An 18,342-nucleotide genomic window follows, 5' to 3' on the forward strand; every position below is an offset into this window, starting at 1 on the left:
CAGAACGGACACTCTGTTCACGCCACTGAACAAGTGGACTGCTAGAGCACCTCTATTTTTACTTTGATAATCCCGTCACGAATATTGCCGATGGTACTAAAGGCAGATTTGGAGAGATCGATAATGCGCCCGCTTTTAAAGGCGCCGCGATCATTGACCTTGACCACTACGCTCTTGCCGTTGGCGAGATTGGTAACCCGCACCATGGAGCCAAAGGGCAATTCCATATGGGCGGCGCTATTGAGGTTGTTGCGATAGAGCTCGCCGCTGGCGGTCTTTTTACCGTGATAACGGTCGGCATAATAGCTGGCGTAGCCGGTCTCGCTATAGCCGCGCCAGCTGCCGCCGTGGCTCTCGTCATAGCGGCTGCTACAGGCGGCCAGCAGCAGGCAAAGAGATAACAGCAGCCCTTTCTGGATATATTGCACCTTTCCCCTCTCCTCTCTTCTTCTTTTCGCTATGCGCAATTTTTCTTCTTCGATGCGGCCGGTGACGCTGGCGACACACTTTCAGGCGGGAGCTCTCACCTTGCCATAGCTCCAAGGCACTCACCATGTAACTCGCCTTGTTGTCAGGCAGCAGCGACGGTGCGGCTACTTTGCCATATTTTTCCAATAAAAAGGGAGGCGAATGCCTCCCTTTTCTCCAGCTATTTGCGCATCAGAGTCAGGCGATCAGCTTGTCGTCGGCAAAGCCGAAGCCGCGCAGACCCACCACATGCACGTGCTCGTGCTTGCCCTGCACCTTGCGGATGAGCTTGTAGGTGGTGCCCTTCTCCGGGCTGATGTTCTCCGGCGCCGCGATAAGCAGCTGCATATCCTGCCGCTCGCACAGCTCGAACAGGGTGGCGATGGATTTGCCATCCAGACGGGCCGCTTCGTCGAGGAACAACAGACGGCAGGGGGCGATATCCTTGCCGCGCAGACGGCGGGACTCCTCCTCCCAGCTGATCAGTACCATCAAGAGGATGGCCTGGCCGGTACCGATCGCCTCACCGGTAGAGAGCGCGCCGCTCTCGGCCCGCAGCCAGCCATCGGCGCCGCGCTGCACCTCGATCTCCAGCTCCAGATAGTTGCGATAGTCGAGCAGCACGTCGCCCATCACCTGATAGCTGCGATCTCCCTGCTCGATCTGCGGATTGAGGCGCTGGAACAGCTTGGCCATCGCCTCGGAGAAGCTGAGCTCCTTGTCGGCGAACAGATCGTTGTGCATGGCAGTTTGATCGGCCAGCGCCGTCAGCAGTCGGGTGTGGGCCTCGCGAATATTGACGTTGAGGCGCACCCCGCGCACCAGACCGAAGGCGATGTTCTGCAAGCCCTGGTTGAGCACCCGGATGCGGTTCTGCTCGCGGCGGATGATGTTGGTGATCTTGGCCGCCACCTCGTGGGAGGAGAGCGACAGATGGGTTTCCCGCTGCTTGAGCTCGTCGGCGAGACGGGCTAGCTCGATCTCCATCTCCTCGATCGCTTCCACCGGATCATCGGAGCGGATGATGTCGTTGCGGATGCGATCCTTGAGGTAACGGTAGACCTGCACGTAGAAAGCGACCTTCTGCTCGGTGCTGCGGTTGCCCTCAGAGAGACGCAGCGCATCGCGCAGGGCCTCGTCGTGGGCCACCGCCACCCGCAGGGCGCCGAGGGCCTTGTCCGACATGGAGCGCAGCTCGTCGCTGTCAAGGTACGCCAGCTCGCGCTTGTTGAGGCGCTTCTCGACGTCGGTCTCCCGCGCCAGCCGCACCACCCGCGACCAGCTCGCCTTGTGACCCACCAGGGATTTACGAGCGTTGTAGTAATCCTTGCCTTCCAGCTTGAGACGGCCGCCGAGGGATTCGATCTCGCGCTTGGTGACCTGCAACTGGGCCTCGGCGCTGGTGCGACGGGAACGGGTGCGGATCAGCAGCTCTTCAATCTCTTTCTTGTGGGCGCGCGCCTTCTCTTCCATGTCGTCAGAGAGGGTCAGCCCCATGGCCGCCAGCTCCTGCTCGAATTCGGTCAGGGTCTGGCGCTTGGCCTCGACGCTGGAGTTGAGCGCGGTGCGCAGCTGCAACGCCTCGGTGTGGCGCTGGGCAATCTGCTTGTGCTGCTCGCCGGCGGTGCGGGCAGCCAGCTCGGCCGCCTTGAGCTTCTCTTTGAGTCGCTCGCTCATCTCGGACGCCTTGCCCAGCAGGTCTTGCGCATCCTGATAGGCAAAGTGCGGCAGACGGGCCACCAGCTGATCGAGGGCGTAGCAACGGCGTTTCTGCTCGGCCAGCAGACCGCTCACCTCATCGTAAGCTGCCTGCAGTGCAGCCAGATCCTGCGGATCCTGACGCAGTACCTGCACCATGGTTTCCAGTTTATCCAGCGACTTGCCGTGTTTGACGATAAAGGCTTCGGCCTGTTTCAGCGCTTCCACATCGGCGTGAGCCGCCTCGAGGCGAGCCGCCAGCTCTGTCTCGGCAAACAGGTGGGCAAAGGGCAGCATGCCTTGCACCAGCTGGATATGGCGAGTCAGCTGGGCGGCCGCCGCTTTGGCATCACTCAGCTGCTTGTCGCACTCGCCGATGGCCCCTTGCAGCGCGCGCAGTTCGGCCTGTTTGGCTTGCACTTCGGCTTCGGGGTCGGGGCGGAAGGCGATATCCAGATGCTGACCGATAAAGTCGCGGAAGTGACCGTAGAGACGGTGGTACTTCTGCTGCTCGAAGGCCGCCTTGGCGTAACCCTCGATGAGCCCTTCACGCTCAAGGTCGAGCTGCTCGATCCGCTTTTCCCGGGCGGCGCGACCAAACAGCGGCAGCTCGGGGTAGCGGGAGAAGCGCACCTGACGCTTGCTGGTGCGCACCAGCACGGCGTCCCCCAGCTCATCCGCTTCCACCAGATCCTCGTCAAAGGAGTCGGGGTTGCCCTGAATCAGGTAGATATCTTCCGGGCAATCTTCCAGCTTTTTCAGCCGCTCGATGGCACCCTCAAGGTCGAGCACCACTAGGGCGCTGCGAGCCGGGCCGTAAAGCGCGGAGTAGTAAGGGGCATCATCGATGGAGATGTCGTCATAGACGTCGGAGAGCAGCACGCCCCCCACCTGCTCGGCGATGCGGGCAAGACGGGGATCCGCCTCGCCAGCACCCAGCTGCAGGTTGCGAATTTGCAGCTCCAGCGCCTGTTTCTGCGCAGCGATGCGGTTGCTCTCCTGCTCGAACTCCCGCTCCTTGTCGAGCACTGTCTGCATACCGGCCGAAAGCTCTTCGGCTGTAACGAGCGGCAGACCGCTCTGCTCGCGCAACTGCTCGAGCTTCTCGAACGATTTCAGCCAGCGCGGCGCCAGCTTGGTGAGCTCCGCAATATCGCGACCCAGCTGGGTACCCTGATGCTCGAGGCTGGCGCGGCGCTGGTTCACCTCCGCCTGCTGCTCGGAGAGCTCCTCCTGACGAGTGCGCTGGGCTTCGAGGAAGATCTCCAACTCATCGCTGCTGGCGATATGCTGGCCAGAGGCCTGCTGCAGCTCGTCACGCAGCTTGAAGAGACTCTTCTGGCTTTCGCTCTCTTTCTCGAGGCGAGCCAGCGCGGCGCGCAGCCCCTGCCCCTGGGCAATACGGGCCTTGTCTTCGATGTGACGCTTGAGCAGCGCCTGCGCAGTGGGCCAGGCGGCCTCGCGCACTGTTTCCGGAGCGATGCTGAGCAGCAGCGCCAGCGCCGCTTCGTGCTCGGCTACCGCTGCCTTGGCCAGCGCCAATTGCTGCTCGGCCCCCAGCACCCGGCTGGTGAGGCTCTGCTCGGCTGCGCGGAACTGATGCAGGGTGTCGCTCGCCTGTTCGGCGGTCAGCCCCGGCAGCTCGCACTGCTCGCGGGCAGCCTCCAGCGCCTGCACCGCCTGACGGTACTGGATGGCGCGGGTCTGCTGGATATCGAGCGCCTGCTGGTAGTCGGCCAGCTGGGTCTTGAGGCTGTCGACTTCTGCCTGTGCCAGCTCCTTGCGCTCTTCCACTTCCAGCAGCTGGCCGTGGATCTCTTCCACTACCGCCTGCTGCTGTTCGAGTTTGTCAGAGAGATCCGCCAGATCGGCGCGGTACATCTCGATCTTCTTCTGCAAACTGACAGCCGCCATCACCTTGGCCAGATGCTCGGAGGCAGACTCCAGCTCGTCGGTCAGCAATTTTTCGCGGTTGGTGAGCTGCTCCACCTCATCGGCCAGATAGATGGCGCGCTGCTTCTCTTCGGCCAGAATGCGGCGCTTGTCGGCCAGCTCCTGGCGAGCCTTGAGGGCCAGCTCGGAGAGACGGCTCTTCTCGGCGGCGTTGCGCACATAGTCCGCGGCCACATAGTGGGTGGTCTCGGTGATCAGGTTCTTGAACAGATCCCGCTGACCCTGGGTCTCCTTGATGGCCTCCAGCGTGCGACGGTTTTCATAGATGGCCGCCTCCATGTCTGCAAACGCCTTGCGCACCCCGGAGTTCTCCGGCAGCAGGTATTCGCGCAGGGAACGGCTGATGGACGAGGAGATGCCGCCGTAGAGGGAAGCTTCGATCAGACGATAGAACTTGCCGCGATCTTTTTGATCACGCAGTTTCTTCGGGGTGATGCCGAACTCAAACATGAAGTTGTGATAGTCGGTCACCGTATTGAATTTGGCGACTTTCAGCGCCCCCAGCTCGGCGGCCGCCCCTTTCAGATCGGTAAAGGCGCGTACCCGCCCCTTGCCGCCATCGAGCTTCTCCAGCAGCAGATCGGTCGGTGCCAGATTCTCCGGCACATCCACCAGCGCAAACGGGGTGATGTTGACCTTGTTGTCACGGTTGGCCACCTGCTCGAGGTGGACGCCGACCCAGATCCGCTGCTCGCGGCTGTTCATCACTTCCAGCAGGGAATAGCAGTGGCCGCGCTGCAGCTTGCCGTAGAGCCCCTTGTCACGGGAGGCGCTGCTGGAGCCCGCTTCCGTGGTATTGCGGAAGTGAAGCAGTGACTGGTCGGGGATGAGCGCCGCGATAAAGGCCGCCATGGTGGTGGACTTGCCCGCGCCGTTGCCGCCGGAAAGGGTAGTGACCAGCTGGTCAAGATCGAAGGTCCGGGCAAAGAAGCCGTTCCAGTTGACCATGGTCAGGGATTTGAACTTGCCTCGCACCGGTTATACCTCCAGATCCAGTTGTTCTTCATCGAGATCCGCCTCGATGTCATCAAAGAGCGAGTCGCTGCTCGGCATTTCGTCGTCGTGGAAGATGGCTTCACCCTCCTGGATCATCCGCAGTTGAACGGCGCGCGGATCTTCATCGGAGCGCACGTCAGCGGCGAAACGGAACACCGATTCGTTGACCCGGAATTTATCCCCATTGCCAAGGGCGGTGATCATGCCAAGGCGGCGCAGACGGCGCATGGAGGTACGGATCTTTTCGAGCAACTTCTTCTTGTCGAGATCGGTACCGCCGGAGCGGCTGTTGACCATCCGCAGCAGCTGCTTCTCGTCGGCGAGGCTCAGCACCTCCTCCTGCAGCTCGGCCATGGCGAATACCCCTTCCGAGGCCAGACGATCCGGGCTCAGGTAGAGGTAGCAGAGCACCTTGCCCACCAGCATATCGAGCTCGGAGAGCACAGTGGTGCCGATGTCGGAGCTCGGGCGCGGACGCAGGTAGAAGAAGCCTTCCGGCGCCTTGATCAGCTCCACCTGATAGCGGCCGTAGAAGATCTCCAGCTCGCTGTGATATTCGACCAGCGCCGAATGCTGCTCGAACTCGTCGGCACTAATGTGGCGACCGGAGCGCAAGGCGGTGTCGATGCGCGGAAACAAGGGGTTGGCAATCGCCTCTGCAAGGCGCAGCGGCAAGGGAAACTCAGTATTGATCAATGACATAGGCCTGAACCTTGGATCCAGCTTGGTTAATGGGTTTCCATGCGGGTTGGCGATGCAGTTCGCGCTCGCCGCTGGCATGGCCCAGGCGCACGGCCTGGTCGATCAGAAGACGCGCCACATCGAAGTGGGCATGAGCCGGGTAATCCAGCAGGTATTCCCGCAGCACATCGGCCAGATCCAGCTGCTGGCCCTGCTCGGGGTAGCGGGCCAGATAACGCTCGATGCGCTCGGCCAGCTCCTGGTTGATGTCCACCATCTCGACGTACTCCATCTCGAGGGGCACCTCGCCGGTCACCTCCTCGTCGTGGATGGCGATGGTTTCGTCGCGCAGCTCCAGCAGACGGGGCTCTTCGGCCACCCGCAACTGCCAGTTGTGCTGCTCGAAGTTGCGGATAGACTCGCGCAGCCGCTGGCTGAAGGCGCGGTTCTTGTCCATGTCGATGGCGTTGCGGATAAATTTGTGGACGTGTCTGTCGTAGCGGGACCAGAGCTCGATGCACTGCTGACCCCAGCTGGTGATGACGTCAAGACGCCCCTGCAAGGCATGGGTCAGCTCCTCGACGTGAAACAGGTCATCGCGCCCCTGCGCCGCTTCCTGAATATTGAGCAGCCCCGCCTGCAGGCGGTGGCCGGCAGCGTCCAGGGTATCTTGCAGCTCGCGCAGGGTCTGGCCGGTCTCGTGCAGCAGCTTTTCGCAACTGTGAATGGCATCGACCCAGTTCTGGGTCAACAGGGCCGCAATCTCGCTCTTGACCTGATTCTGCTGCTCATCCATGGCGCGCTGGGTGAGATCGATCCGACCCAGGGTCTCTTCCAGCGAGAAGGTGAGGCGCGGCAGCACCTCCGCATCCCACTGCTCGCGGGTGTTGGTCTCGAGTGCCGCCTTGCGGGCGGTGTCGAGCTCGGAAGCCAGATGTTCGAGCAGGATGGAGAGCTTGATGGAGTCAACCTGACGCTGATCCATAAAGAAGTCGACGATGCTCACCCCCAGGCGCGACAGGCGGTAGAGGCTCTCCCCCGCTACCATGTCGGTGTTAAAGCGCGACAGCAGTTGCTGGCGAATGAGATCGTTGATGGCATTGTTGGCGCGACCGGTGAGGGTCTCGTCCATCTGGCCGAAAGCGCTGCTGACATAGCCAAAGGCGTCGTGCAGCGCCGCTTCCGACAAGTCCGACTCATCTTCGGACAGCGTCTTGATTGCAATCAGAAAGGCCAGCCGGTCGGTCGGCAGGCTCAACGCCAACCCCTCCTGCCTGACCCACCCTACTAGCTCCGGCAAAGAACGCTCTGGCAGGGTACGGGATGTACTCATCATGATGTTGTCATCTCGTTGTTGTATTGGGCGCAAAATCGTGCGCGCGGCTACATCCGGTAGCATCGAAAACATGGTTCACATTGAAGTGAACAGCGAGCAATCAGCTGGCCGGCTTCTGGGCCATCACATGGATATAGCGGCCGAGGGAGACAAAAGGCTCCTGACGGCAATATTGCTGCTCCATGGCCAGCAGATCGTCGAACTTCTCCATCTGATCCTGCTTGTGACGCATATAGTCGTGGATCACCCGCACCCCGGTCTTGCCGATGATGCGCAGCCCCCCGCGACCAATCCAGTCATAGACCTGCTCCGGCAGCTGGGGATTGGTGGGCGTAAGCGCTGTCTGACGCTTCTTGCGAAGACCAAGTCGCACATAGTCAAAATTGCCCACCACCAGGCTCTGGAACAGCAAACCATGACGGTTGTAGAAAAGCAGCGACAGTATGCCCCCGGCATTGACGAAAGGGAACAGACCCAGCAAGGTCTGGCGCGGCTCGGCAAGCCACTCCAGCACCGCATGGCAGAGCACCAGATCAAAGGTACCTGTCACGTGTTGCTTCAGATCCTGAATGGGGCAATGGATGAGACGGATTTTGTCTTCCAGCCCCTTCTCGGCGATCTGGCTGCGGGCCAGTTCCAGCATTTCTGCTGACAGATCGCACAGCTCCACCTGATGACCCATGGCCGCCAGCTTCTGGGCGAAATAGCCAAAACCGCCCCCCGCATCGAGGATGCGCAGCGGTCGGTTGCCAAGGCGGGCCAGGCAGGCTTCGATGTCGCTCCAGACAATGGTGGTGCGGATGCGCCCCTTGGTGGAGTCGTAAATGTTGCGGGCGAACTTGTCGGCGCGCCCGTCAAAACTCTGATCGTGCTTCAAGGAGAAACTCAACATTAGCGCCACAGGGTTGTGGCCATCCCAAAAAAGAGGGGTATTCTGTCACATCCCGAATTTGCTGAAAACTCAAGGAAGTGTCTGCCGTGTTTGTGCTCAAAAAGTGGCTGGGTCAGCTGCTGATGCCGCTCCCCTTCTCCCTCTCCCTGCTGCTGGTCGCCCTGCTGCTGCTCTGGTTCACCCGTTTTCAGAAAACCGGCAAGCTGCTGGCGACTCTCTCGCTGCTGCTGGTCGCCCTGCTGGGAATGCGACCGGTGAGCTATGAACTGGCCCGCGGGCTGGAGCAGACCTTCCCGCCGTTCGAGGTGAGCCAGCATCCAAAAATCGACGCCATCGTGGTGCTCGGCAACGGCCATGTCAGCGATCCGGCGGTACCGATGCGCAGTTGGCAGAACAACATCTCGCTGGCACGGACTCTGGAGGGGGTTCGCCTTGCCCAAGCCTATCCCGAAGCCGAGCTGGTTTTCTCCGGCTATGTTGCAGGGGATACCCTCTCCAATGCCGAGGTCAATGCCCGGATGGCCGAGAGCCTCGGCATACCCCGTTCGCGGATGACGTTGTTTGAAAACAACAAAGACACGCATGATGAGGCGGTCAGTATCAGCCGTCACCTCAAGGGAAAAGAGGTTGCGCTGGTCAGTTCTGCCACCCACCTGCCGCGCGCCATGGCCCTCTATCTGGGTCAGGGACTCAACGCCGTGCCGGCCCCCACCGATTACACCGCCAAGCAGAGCCAGGTGGCCCAACCGCTCTACAGTTATTTACCCAAAGGGCGTTATCTGATGTATTCCGAAGCTGCCATCCACGAATGGATTGGGGTATGGTGGGCTCGCTTGCGGGGGCAGGTTAACGAATGAGCGATCAAGCCTTTCATTCCTGATTTGGATCAGGAAAGCGAAAAAAAATTACGTCATTTGCCGCCGGGTCAGCTATCTTGGGCTCGGTTCAATTCATATAATGTCGCGCAATCAAATGCCTAGGAGATATACAAGATGAGACAGCACCTGGTAATGGGTAACTGGAAACTGAACGGCACCAAAGCTTCTGTCGAAGCTCTGATCAAAGGACTGACCCCGGCTGCTGCCGCTCATCCTTCTGTGCAAGTCGCCGTCTGCCCGCCGGTTATCTTTTTGGGTCTGGTTGAGCAACTGACCGCTGGCAGCAAGATTGCCTATGGTGCCCAGAACGCTGACGTTCACGAGTCTGGTGCCTTCACCGGCGAAAACGCCCCCTCCATGCTGAAAGCCTTTGGTTGCACCTACTCTCTGGTCGGCCACAGCGAGCGTCGTACCCTGCACGCAGAGAGTGACGACGTGGTTGCTGCCAAGTACGAAGCGATCCAGAAAGGCGGCCTGATCCCGGTTCTGTGCATCGGTGAAACTCTGGAGCAGTTCGAAGCCGGCGTGACCAAAAACGTGGTTGAGACCCAGCTGAAAGCCGTTATCGACCGTTGCGGCATCGCCTCCTTCAACAACGCCGTTATCGCTTACGAGCCGGTATGGGCCATCGGTACTGGCAAGACTGCCACTCCGGAAATCGCTCAGTCCGTTCACGCTCACATCCGTCAGTACCTGGCCGGTTTTGATGCCGCCGTTGCTGCCAAAGTACAGATCCTGTACGGCGGTTCCGTCACTGGTGCCACTGCAGCCGACCTGTTCGGTCAGCCGGACATCGACGGTGGCCTGGTCGGTGGTGCGTCCCTGAAAGTGGACGACTTCTCCCAGATCATCGCTGGCGCTGCCAAGTAATCGCTGATTACGGCAAAGAGAGGGGCTCGTCCCCTCTCTTGTATCGCTTTTCCTATGGCGGCCCCCGCATCCCATAGGAAAGCCGATATAGTAAAAGTGGCTTGTCTATTTAAACATTCGTATTCGACAACTCAGATCCAGAGGCACTCATGACCAAACAAATCAAACGTATTGGTGTTTTGACCAGTGGTGGCGACGCACCCGGTATGAACGCAGCCATTCGCGCCGTGGTTCGCGCCGGTTTGCATCATGGCCTGGAAGTTTACGGTATTTATGATGGCTACCTCGGTCTGCACCAGGATCGCATCGTCAAGCTGGAGCGTCACAGCGTCTCCGATGTGGTGAACCGTGGTGGTACTTTCTTGGGTTCTGCCCGTTTCCCTGCTTTCAAAGACCCCGCAGTGCGTGCCGAAGCGATCGAAAACCTGAAAAAGCACGGTATCGATGCGCTAGTCGTCATCGGTGGTGACGGCTCCTACATGGGTGCCAAGAAGCTGACCGAAGAGGGTTTCCCCTGCATCGGCCTGCCGGGCACCATCGACAACGACATCGCCGGTACCGACTTCACCATCGGTTTTGATACCGCTCTGAACGTGGTGGTTGACGCCATCGACCGTCTGCGCGACACCTGCAGCTCCCACCACCGTATCTCCGTGGTCGAGATCATGGGCCGCCACTGTGGCGATCTGGCCATGTCCGCCGCCGTTGCCGGTGGTGCCGAATATGTGATCGTGCCGGAAGTAGCCTTCGACAAAGAGAAGCTGCTCAAGCAGATCAAGGAAGGCGAAGCCAAGGGCAAGAAGCACGCCATCATCACCATCTGCGAGCACGTTACCGACGTGAACGCGCTGGCCAAGGACATCGAAGCCCTGACCGGTCGTGAAACTCGCGCCACCATCCTCGGCCACATCCAGCGTGGCGGTGCCCCGACTGCCCGTGACCGCATCATGTCCAGCCGTATGGGTGCTTATGCCGTTGAGCAGCTGCTGGCTGGTCACGGTGGTCGCTGCGTCGGTATCCAGCGCAACGAGCTGGTACACCACGACATCATCGACTGCATCGAGAATATGAAGCGTCCGTTCGATCAGGAGCTTTACAACCTCTCCACCACACTGTTCTAAGCCTCTCGGCTTTTTACCGGCTGTTGATGACAAAAACCCTCCATCGGAGGGTTTTTTAATATCTTACAAAAACGGGGGCATCGGCACGCTGTGTGGCCCTCACCATACGGGTTGCCTGATTACCAACCCTTGCGCCATCTGACTGATCACCAGCCTTCCTCTACTCACAGCAACCGGCTTCAGCCTACGAACAGAGTTCCGGTATTGTCGTGGATGTTTTATCACTGCGAGCCGGATTGCGTTGACTTGTGCTCTGTCGACCCTGAAACGAGCTTGTTCAGCCTCCTCGTCATACGCCGCTTTTTATATCTCAATCTTGCAGAAGGGATTCAGATATCTTCCCCAACCATACTCCGGCGCAGTTCTCGTATTGCACTCACATGACTCACGCAGATGCACCGGCTACGCTGCTCGCGCCCAGCTCAGCCCAGCCCAGCCCAGCCCAGCCCAGCCCAGCCCAGCCAGAGAATACGCCTCTGGCCTATTGCCCACCTCACTATTGCTGCGGCCATGTCTATTACGAGGCCGACGGGAAAATTGGCGGTGATAAAACAGCCAGCTGCCACTCTGTATCCCCCCGATGCACCGCTCTACTCCCTATCAACCCAGTGTATTGCTGTAAAAATTCGGAGACTCCAGACTGATAAAGTGATGGTGCGACAAGGGCTGGCAACCAGATTGTCTCCATAGACTTCTTTTGGATGGACTATCTACGTCAGGAATCGTCAAACGATGTTCTTGCACACCTTTCATGGCTTCAATGACGCCATTATGAGAGGGATAACTTATAAAGCCCTATTAAAACCCCATATGAAGCCCACCAAAAAACCAACAAGCAAACACATAAGGTATTGAATTTAAAAAAATTAACTATATGGCATTGATCTTCAATGGGTGGCAAGTCGAAACGGGCGACAAAATAACCTCAATATGTAAAAAATAACAACCTCAATCACCACATCGATAAAAGCCGCCATTTTACAAACTTTACCCTTGTTTTACCCCCTTGTTATGGTATCTTGACCACATCAACCAACAACTTAGGGAGAGAAAAATGAAAGAGTTTGTCGTTACTGCCGTTTTCACGGTGTTTTTCACCCTGGTTGCTGTCTCTCTGCCCTCACTGTCACAGTTCTGAGCCGGATAGAGAGGCATCAATCCGGACCGACTCTCTTTGCCATGTCTGTTTAATCGCCACCAACTGGCGCTTTTCAGTAATAATGCCGAGATGGTCAACATAGATATGATTTCATCACGTTGACGCTGTTTCTTTCGCCACAAGGGTGTAACCAGGATGGTTTAACCATATGGCCTGATGGAATAGAACCAGCAGCAAATCATATCCGAGGGGAGCAAGGCTCCCCTTTTTGTTACCCGTCGTTTGACAATCCCCTACCCCAGCATCTACAACAGGCAGCCATCCGTCACAAGGCCCATGCCCACAACTGATGTTTTCCCCTCCTGTACTTTCCATTCAACACAGCTAAATCCGTCAGCAATCTCTTGTGTACACCTTTGCTCTGATACTTGTCCGGCAGATATAAAAAAGCCCCCGCCATCATGGCAGGGGCTCGCGTAACGCAGTGTCAGCTTAGGGCTGTTATATCTCAGTCCAGCTCAAAGCAATTATGCCTTGTTCCAGCGCTGTGGGTCATATTCCGGGCTGAAGCGGTCAACAATGACAGCACAGGCCGCATCGCCGGTGATATTGAGGGAGGTGCGGATCATGTCAAACAGTCGATCCAGCGCAAACAGCAGCGGCAATCCTTCGATGGGGATCCCGGCCGCCAGCAGCACGGCAACCACCAGGAAGCTTGGGCCCGGCACACCGGCCTGACCGATCGCGCCCAGAGTGGAGGTCACAATGATGGCCGCCCAGGCACCGACGCTCAAATCGATGTTGTAAACCTGCGCGAAGAAGATGGCGACCAGACCGTAATAGATGGCATTGCCACTCATGTTGATGGTGGCACCCAGCGGCAACACGAAGGAGGCGGTCGCGTTGGTCACTTTCAGATCATGCTCGCAGGTCTCCATATTGACCGGCAGGGTCGCCATGGAAGAGGCGGTGGAGAAGGCCACGATCTGCGGCTTCTTCATGGCAGAGAGGTACTTCATCACCGGCGTGTTGGAGAACATCATCACCAGCAGCGGATAGACCACGAAGCCGAAGATGAGGATGGCAGCCACATAGACCACGAACAGCTTGAGTACCAGGGTCAGCACATCGAAGCCATAGGTACCGATGGCTTCCGCCATCAGACCGAACACCCCGAGCGGCGCGATGATCATCACCTTGTTGATCATCCAGACGAAGGCATCCACCAGGGTATTGAGCCCATCGACCAGTGGCTTGGCCCGCTCGCGCGGTTGTTTGGCCAGCGCAATGCCGAGGAACATGCAGAATACCAGGATCTGCAGGATGTTAGCCTCGTTGAGGGAGTTGAAGACGTTGGTGGGGATCATCCCAAGCAAGGTGGCGACTGCATCCGGCAACGCCCCTTTATCGGCATAGTCACCGCCAAACATGGAGGCGACGGAAGCGAAATCGACCCCGACACCCGGTTTGAAGATCTGCCCCATCACCAGCGCCAGCAACACGGCCAACGCTGAGGTCACGAGGAAGAAGGCCAGCGTAGCCGCACCGATCTTGCCCGCAGCCGGGCTGGCGCCCAGATTGGCGGCGCCGGAGAGGATGGCAACCGCCACCAGCGGGATCACCAGCATCTTGATCAGCTGGATAAACAGGGTACCGAGCGGTGCAAACACGGTGGCTTGTTCACCCATGAACGCGCCGACCACTGCGCCCAGTACCATGGCGACCACAACCTGGAAGCCGATGTTTTTAATGAGTCCTTTAGTTAACATAATATGTTCCTTTATGTAGCAAAATTCACACTTTTCCCAGTGCAATTAACCAAACAGGGGAATGAGCGGCTGCCCATTCCCCTGTTTGCGCGTGTTATCTCACATTTAATTGCTGTTTTAAATCAGCAAATCATTAACCTTGGCTATTAATAAGTTTGCGAAAAAGTAAAGATTCAAAGCGGTCTCGGCGATTTTTACCTCATCCCCCATGACAACTGGCAAAAGATTGTGCTAGTTTGGCTGCACAAACGTACACACAGGGATGTAAAGATGCTGAAAGTTAACGAGTATTTCGACGGAAATGTAAAATCCATCGGTTTCGAACAAAAAGGCGAGAAATCAACCGTCGGGGTGATGAACGCCGGTGACTACCTGTTCAACACCGCCGCCCCCGAGCGGATGACGGTGATCAAGGGCGCCCTCACCATCCAGCTGGCTGATGAAGATGAGTGGCACACCTACAGCCAGGGTGAATCCTTCCTGGTGGCCGGTCACTCCTCCTTCAAACTGGAAGTGAAAACCCCCACAGCCTACCTGTGCGAATTTCTCGACTGATCAGGCCGGTTGAAGGGGATCAGCCCCTTCAACCTTCTTGGGCGATCCCCAGCCCTATTATCTGTGTCCATGTCACAGCACCGCACATCCCCGCTTCCTATCCATGGCAAAAATCCTAGAATAAACAGACATAAACCATCACCGGATTGATGTCATGATCAGCGTGTTTGACCTGTTTTCCATCGGAATTGGCCCCTCCTCTTCCCATACCGTCGGCCCCATGCGTGCCTCCTATGTCTTCGTTCAGCAGCTCAAGCTGCAAGGCCATCTGCCACAGGTCACGCGGGTCGAAGTGGAGTGTTACGGCTCGCTGGGCCAGACCGGCAAAGGACACGGCACCGGCAAGGCGATCATTCTGGGGTTGTCGGGCTTTGAACCGGAATCGGTCGATATCGATGCGATTCCCGCCATTCTGGCTCGAGTGGAAAAGGAACAGAGCCTGCAGCTGGCAGGCGAACAACCAAGCCATTTTCCACGCACCGGTGCCATCATCTTCAACCGCCGCAAAACCCTGCCGGCCCACACCAATGGCATGACTCTGCGGGCCTTTGATAAAGAGGAAAACCTGCGCTTCAGCCAGACCTACTACTCCATCGGGGGCGGCTTCATCATTGAAGAGAGCCACTTTGCCACGGCCAAAGAAGAGGCCGCCAAGTCTGATGCCGAACACCCTGTCCCCTACCCGTTCGACAGCGGCGCCCAGTTGCTGGCCCACTGTCAGGAGAGCGGCCTCTCCATCTCTGGGCTTATCCTCGCCAATGAGCGGGTATTTCGCAGCGATGAGCAGATAAAAGCGGGGCTGCGCAAGATCTGGCAGGCGATGCAGGGCTGTGTCGAGCGAGGCTGCAAAAGCGAAGGGGTGCTGCCGGGCGGCCTCAAGGTTCGGCGCCGCGCCCCGGGGCTGTTCCGCCAGTTAAGCTGCGAGACCAACTTCAACAAGGATCCGCTGATGGTGATGGAGTGGGTCGATCTCTTTGCGCTGGCGGTCAACGAAGAGAACGCCGCCGGTGGCAGGGTGGTCACCGCCCCCACCAATGGCGCTGCGGGCATCATCCCCGCCGTGCTGCACTACTACGATCGCTTCGTTCACAAGGTGGATGACGAGACGCTGATCCGCTACTTCCTCACCGCCGCCGCCATCGGTATCTTATATAAGAAGAACGCCTCCCTGTCGGGAGCGGAAGTGGGGTGTCAGGGTGAAGTGGGCGTGGCCTGCTCCATGGCGGCCGGCGCGCTGACCGAACTCTTGGGTGGCAGTCCGGCCATGGTGGAGAACGCCGCCGAGATCGGCATGGAGCACAATCTCGGGCTCACCTGCGATCCCATTGGCGGGCTGGTACAGGTGCCCTGCATCGAGCGCAACGCCATGGGCGCAGTGAAAGCGATCAATGCCGCCCGTCTTGCCCTGCGCGGCACCGGTGAGCACAAGGTGTCGCTCGACAAGGTGATCAAAACCATGTGGGAGACCGGCAACGACATGAAGACCAAGTACAAGGAGACGGCTCGAGGCGGCCTCGCCGTTAACATTACCGAATGTTAAAAAACGGCAATTGACTCCATTTGGTTCCGAAATGCCCGGCATCGCCGGGTATTTTTATGGGCAAACGCTTAACAAAATGGATAAGCACCAAAATAAATTTTATACTCGCGCCTCAAACTCAACAAAAATAGATCTATTTCAACTTTTTTTAGGTCGCGAGCCGTTACACTACGGTTATCTGGTTCAGTGACCTGCGCAAACCAGCGCGTTCCATGGATCTCCCAAATTTCTGTGAGTGGGCATGCCGCCCCCTTCTACCCTGAGGTAATAGTGACATGATCAGCGTTTTTGATATCTTCAAAATCGGTGTAGGCCCCTCTTCTTCCCACACTGTTGGCCCGATGAAAGCGGCCAAACAGTTTGTTGACGAGCTGCGCGCGGGCGGCAAGATCCGCGATGTAACCCGGATCAATGTCGATGTTTACGGCTCCCTCTCCTGGACTGGCAAAGGCCACCATACCGACACTGCCATCATCATGGGCCTGGCTGGTAACCTGCCGGAAAATGTCGATATCGATGCCATCCCCGAGTTTATCTCCCGTGTTGAGCAGACCGAGCGCCTGCCGATCGGCCTGCACTGCCACACCGTCAGCTTCCCGCGCGATGCCATGGTATTCCACGACGAAGCCCTGCCGCTGCACGAGAACGGCATGAAACTGACTGCGCTGATCGAAGATGAAGTGGTCTATAGCAAGACCTACTACTCCATCGGTGGCGGTTTCATCGTTGACGAAGAGAACTTCGGCAAGGCTGACAGCGGCGACATGTCCGTACGCTATCCGTTCAAGAGCGCCGCCGAGCTGGTTGCCCACTGCAGCCAGACCGGTCTCTCCATCTCTGCCCTGATGATGGAAAACGAGAAGTGCTTCAACACCCCGGAAGAGATCTACAAGAAGTTCGGCAAGATCTGGAACACCATGCGCGAAGGTATCGAGCGCGGCTGCCGTACCGAAGGCGTGCTCTCCGGCCCGCTGCGCGTACCCCGTCGTGCCGCACCGCTCTACCGTCAGCTCAACACCAACGAGAACCTCTCGAGCGACCCGATGAACATCGTTGACTGGGTCAACATGTTCGCTCTGGCCGTGAGTGAAGAGAACGCTGCCGGTGGCCGCGTGGTCACTGCCCCGACCAACGGCGCTGCCGGTATCATCCCGGCCGTACTGGCTTACTACGACAAGTTCATCCAGCCGGTTGGCCGTGACGAGTACACCCGTTTCTATCTGGCTGCCGGTGCCGTCGGCATCCTCTACAAGATGAACGCCTCCATCTCCGGCGCCGAAGTGGGCTGTCAGGGTGAAGTGGGTGTCTCCTGCTCCATGGCCGCTGCCGGTCTGACCGAGCTGATGGGCGGTAGCCCGGAGCACGTCTGCGAAGCTGCCGAGATCGGCATGGAGCACAACCTGGGTCTGACCTGTGATCCGGTTGCCGGTCAGGTACAGGTGCCTTGCATCGAGCGTAACGCCATCGCAGCCATGAAGGCCGTCAACGCCTCCCGTATGGCCCTGCGTCGAACCTCCAAGCCGCGCGTCTCCCTGGACAAGGTGATCGAGACCATGTATATCACCGGCAAGGACATGGACTCCAAGTACCGTGAAACCTCCCGTGGCGGTCTGGCCATCAAGGTGATGCAGGTTGCCTGCGAATAAATAAGGGTTACGACCCTCATCTGAACAAAGGCGGGATATCCCGCCTTTTTTATTGCCCGAATGGGATGCTGAGCACTTATACCGGCATACCGACCATTTCACTGTTGGGCGTCGCTGATATACCCTGCTACGCCACCGCAATGCGGATTGCTTTTTCTGAATGCCTCTCTGATGAGATAACTTGATTAACTCGTCTCAGTGGATTGGAAGCGACGTTCTGCCCCTGCCAGTAACATTTACCCGCTATCTTGCCCCTGTCACGGTTTCACAACTAATCGATATCGAGATGTCCCCTCAGCTCAATATCCCCCCTTTGGTCATACCCTTGTTTGGCAAAACGCGGTTACCGCTCACCCTGCGGATTATCACGCCGCCACATTGATTGCCTCCTATGCGGCACTTTCGTGATCAGGGCAAACAACCAAGCACACAAACAGGGGGTTAGCTCATCATTTTGGCCACAGCGCATCGCGCAAACTGGTTTTAGCACAGTTAGCACCGCCCTCTTTACGCCCCATTTGATGGATAACTCATCGCGCAGTGGGGGCCAAAAAAGTGCCCAAGGAAGAGGCTGAAAATAATCGATGAATGAGCCAATAGCCGTTGAAATGGAGGATATGAGAGCGCGCCACTCGCTATTTTTGTGAGCGCCAGCAAAGGTTGAGGATATGGTGTTGGGAGTAGATTGACTTTCTATTTAAACAGCGAAAAGTGAATATCACCAAAGGGAGGGTTTAATTTGGCCAGATCCTGTCACGGGATTATCGCAGGCAACCTCTCCGGGGCCGGAATGCGTCATGCAGAGTCACGAAGAATTAGCCCCGCTGGGCAGAACACACA

12 protein-coding genes are annotated in these 18,342 nt (G+C 58.0%); 6 read left to right on the forward strand and 6 right to left on the reverse strand.

Annotated elements, in window-relative coordinates:
- Nucleotides 1-41 precede the first annotated feature (41 nt).
- From ACTG1P_RS03195 to cmoM, 5 genes are all read right to left on the reverse strand, one after another.
- Nucleotides 42-428 (reverse strand): septal ring lytic transglycosylase RlpA family protein, encoded by a 387-nt coding sequence (locus ACTG1P_RS03195; RefSeq protein ID WP_440000472.1) that lies wholly within the window; start codon nucleotides 426-428, stop codon nucleotides 42-44.
- A gap of 238 nt (nucleotides 429-666) precedes the next feature.
- Nucleotides 667-5,094, reverse strand: a complete 4,428-nt coding sequence (mukB, locus tag ACTG1P_RS03200) for a chromosome partition protein MukB (protein WP_440000473.1) — start codon at nucleotides 5,092-5,094, stop codon at nucleotides 667-669.
- A 3-nt stretch (nucleotides 5,095-5,097) separates the two neighbouring features.
- The gene (gene mukE / locus ACTG1P_RS03205; protein ID WP_005345759.1) at nucleotides 5,098-5,817 is read right to left on the reverse strand and encodes a chromosome partition protein MukE; all 720 of its coding nucleotides are present in this window, start codon (nucleotides 5,815-5,817) and stop codon (nucleotides 5,098-5,100) included.
- Complete coding sequence (gene mukF / locus ACTG1P_RS03210; protein ID WP_064335976.1) at nucleotides 5,798-7,132, reverse strand: chromosome partition protein MukF; 1,335 nt, start codon at nucleotides 7,130-7,132, stop codon at nucleotides 5,798-5,800. The genes mukE and mukF overlap by 20 nt, the downstream gene beginning before the upstream one ends.
- Nucleotides 7,133-7,232: 100 nt before the next feature.
- The gene (gene cmoM, locus ACTG1P_RS03215; protein WP_234924213.1) at nucleotides 7,233-8,009 is read right to left on the reverse strand and encodes a tRNA uridine 5-oxyacetic acid(34) methyltransferase CmoM; all 777 of its coding nucleotides are present in this window, start codon (nucleotides 8,007-8,009) and stop codon (nucleotides 7,233-7,235) included.
- Between the two features lie 101 nt (nucleotides 8,010-8,110).
- Here cmoM and elyC point away from each other — a divergent pair, with 101 nt between their 5' ends.
- The 3 genes from elyC (at nucleotide 8,111) to pfkA (ending at nucleotide 10,893) form a co-directional block, all read left to right on the forward strand.
- Complete coding sequence (gene elyC / locus ACTG1P_RS03220) at nucleotides 8,111-8,881, forward strand: envelope biogenesis factor ElyC (protein ID WP_440000474.1); 771 nt, start codon at nucleotides 8,111-8,113, stop codon at nucleotides 8,879-8,881.
- A gap of 135 nt (nucleotides 8,882-9,016) precedes the next feature.
- A complete protein-coding gene (gene tpiA / locus ACTG1P_RS03225; protein WP_120414341.1) occupies nucleotides 9,017-9,772 on the forward strand; it encodes a triose-phosphate isomerase in 756 nt (251 codons plus the stop codon).
- Nucleotides 9,773-9,921: 149 nt separating this feature from the next.
- On the forward strand, nucleotides 9,922-10,893 hold the full coding sequence (gene pfkA / locus ACTG1P_RS03230; RefSeq protein ID WP_005336840.1) for a 6-phosphofructokinase: 972 nt from the start codon (nucleotides 9,922-9,924) through the stop codon (nucleotides 10,891-10,893).
- Between the two features lie 1,626 nt (nucleotides 10,894-12,519).
- Here the strand turns inward: pfkA and ACTG1P_RS03235 are convergent.
- Complete coding sequence (locus tag ACTG1P_RS03235) at nucleotides 12,520-13,761, reverse strand: dicarboxylate/amino acid:cation symporter (protein ID WP_005352303.1); 1,242 nt, start codon at nucleotides 13,759-13,761, stop codon at nucleotides 12,520-12,522.
- A gap of 270 nt (nucleotides 13,762-14,031) precedes the next feature.
- Between ACTG1P_RS03235 and ACTG1P_RS03240 the strand changes: the two genes are divergently transcribed.
- The 3 genes from ACTG1P_RS03240 to ACTG1P_RS03250 all read left to right on the forward strand — a co-directional run bounded on the left by ACTG1P_RS03240 (nucleotide 14,032) and on the right by ACTG1P_RS03250 (nucleotide 17,502).
- Nucleotides 14,032-14,316, forward strand: coding sequence for a pyrimidine/purine nucleoside phosphorylase (locus tag ACTG1P_RS03240; RefSeq protein WP_005336842.1), 285 nt, complete (start codon nucleotides 14,032-14,034; stop codon nucleotides 14,314-14,316).
- Between the two features lie 154 nt (nucleotides 14,317-14,470).
- Complete coding sequence (locus ACTG1P_RS03245; RefSeq protein ID WP_440000475.1) at nucleotides 14,471-15,856, forward strand: L-serine ammonia-lyase; 1,386 nt, start codon at nucleotides 14,471-14,473, stop codon at nucleotides 15,854-15,856.
- A 275-nt stretch (nucleotides 15,857-16,131) separates the two neighbouring features.
- Nucleotides 16,132-17,502 carry an L-serine ammonia-lyase gene (locus ACTG1P_RS03250; protein ID WP_005336844.1) on the forward strand — a complete coding sequence of 457 codons (1,371 nt, stop codon included), beginning with the start codon at nucleotides 16,132-16,134 and terminating at the stop codon, nucleotides 17,500-17,502.
- The last annotated feature ends 840 nt before the right edge of the window (nucleotides 17,503-18,342 follow it).

The sequence above is a fragment of the Aeromonas sp. 11P genome (assembly GCF_051920165.1).
GTDB classification, from domain to species: Bacteria; Pseudomonadota; Gammaproteobacteria; order Enterobacterales; family Aeromonadaceae; genus Aeromonas; species Aeromonas veronii.

Bases quoted from the DNA above. Each gene is read 5' to 3' on its own strand.
- mukE (WP_005345759.1), bottom strand. From the start codon at position 5,817: ATGTCATTGATCAATACTGAGTTTCCCTTGCCGCTGCGCCTTGCAGAG.
- mukF (WP_064335976.1), bottom strand. From the start codon at position 7,132: ATGATGAGTACATCCCGTACCCTGCCAGAGCGTTCTTTGCCGGAGCTA.
- tpiA (WP_120414341.1), top strand. From the start codon at position 9,017: ATGAGACAGCACCTGGTAATGGGTAACTGGAAACTGAACGGCACCAAA.
- pfkA (WP_005336840.1), top strand. From the start codon at position 9,922: ATGACCAAACAAATCAAACGTATTGGTGTTTTGACCAGTGGTGGCGAC.
- ACTG1P_RS03235 (WP_005352303.1), bottom strand. From the start codon at position 13,761: ATGTTAACTAAAGGACTCATTAAAAACATCGGCTTCCAGGTTGTGGTC.
- ACTG1P_RS03240 (WP_005336842.1), top strand. From the start codon at position 14,032: ATGCTGAAAGTTAACGAGTATTTCGACGGAAATGTAAAATCCATCGGT.
- ACTG1P_RS03245 (WP_440000475.1), top strand. From the start codon at position 14,471: ATGATCAGCGTGTTTGACCTGTTTTCCATCGGAATTGGCCCCTCCTCT.
- ACTG1P_RS03250 (WP_005336844.1), top strand. From the start codon at position 16,132: ATGATCAGCGTTTTTGATATCTTCAAAATCGGTGTAGGCCCCTCTTCT.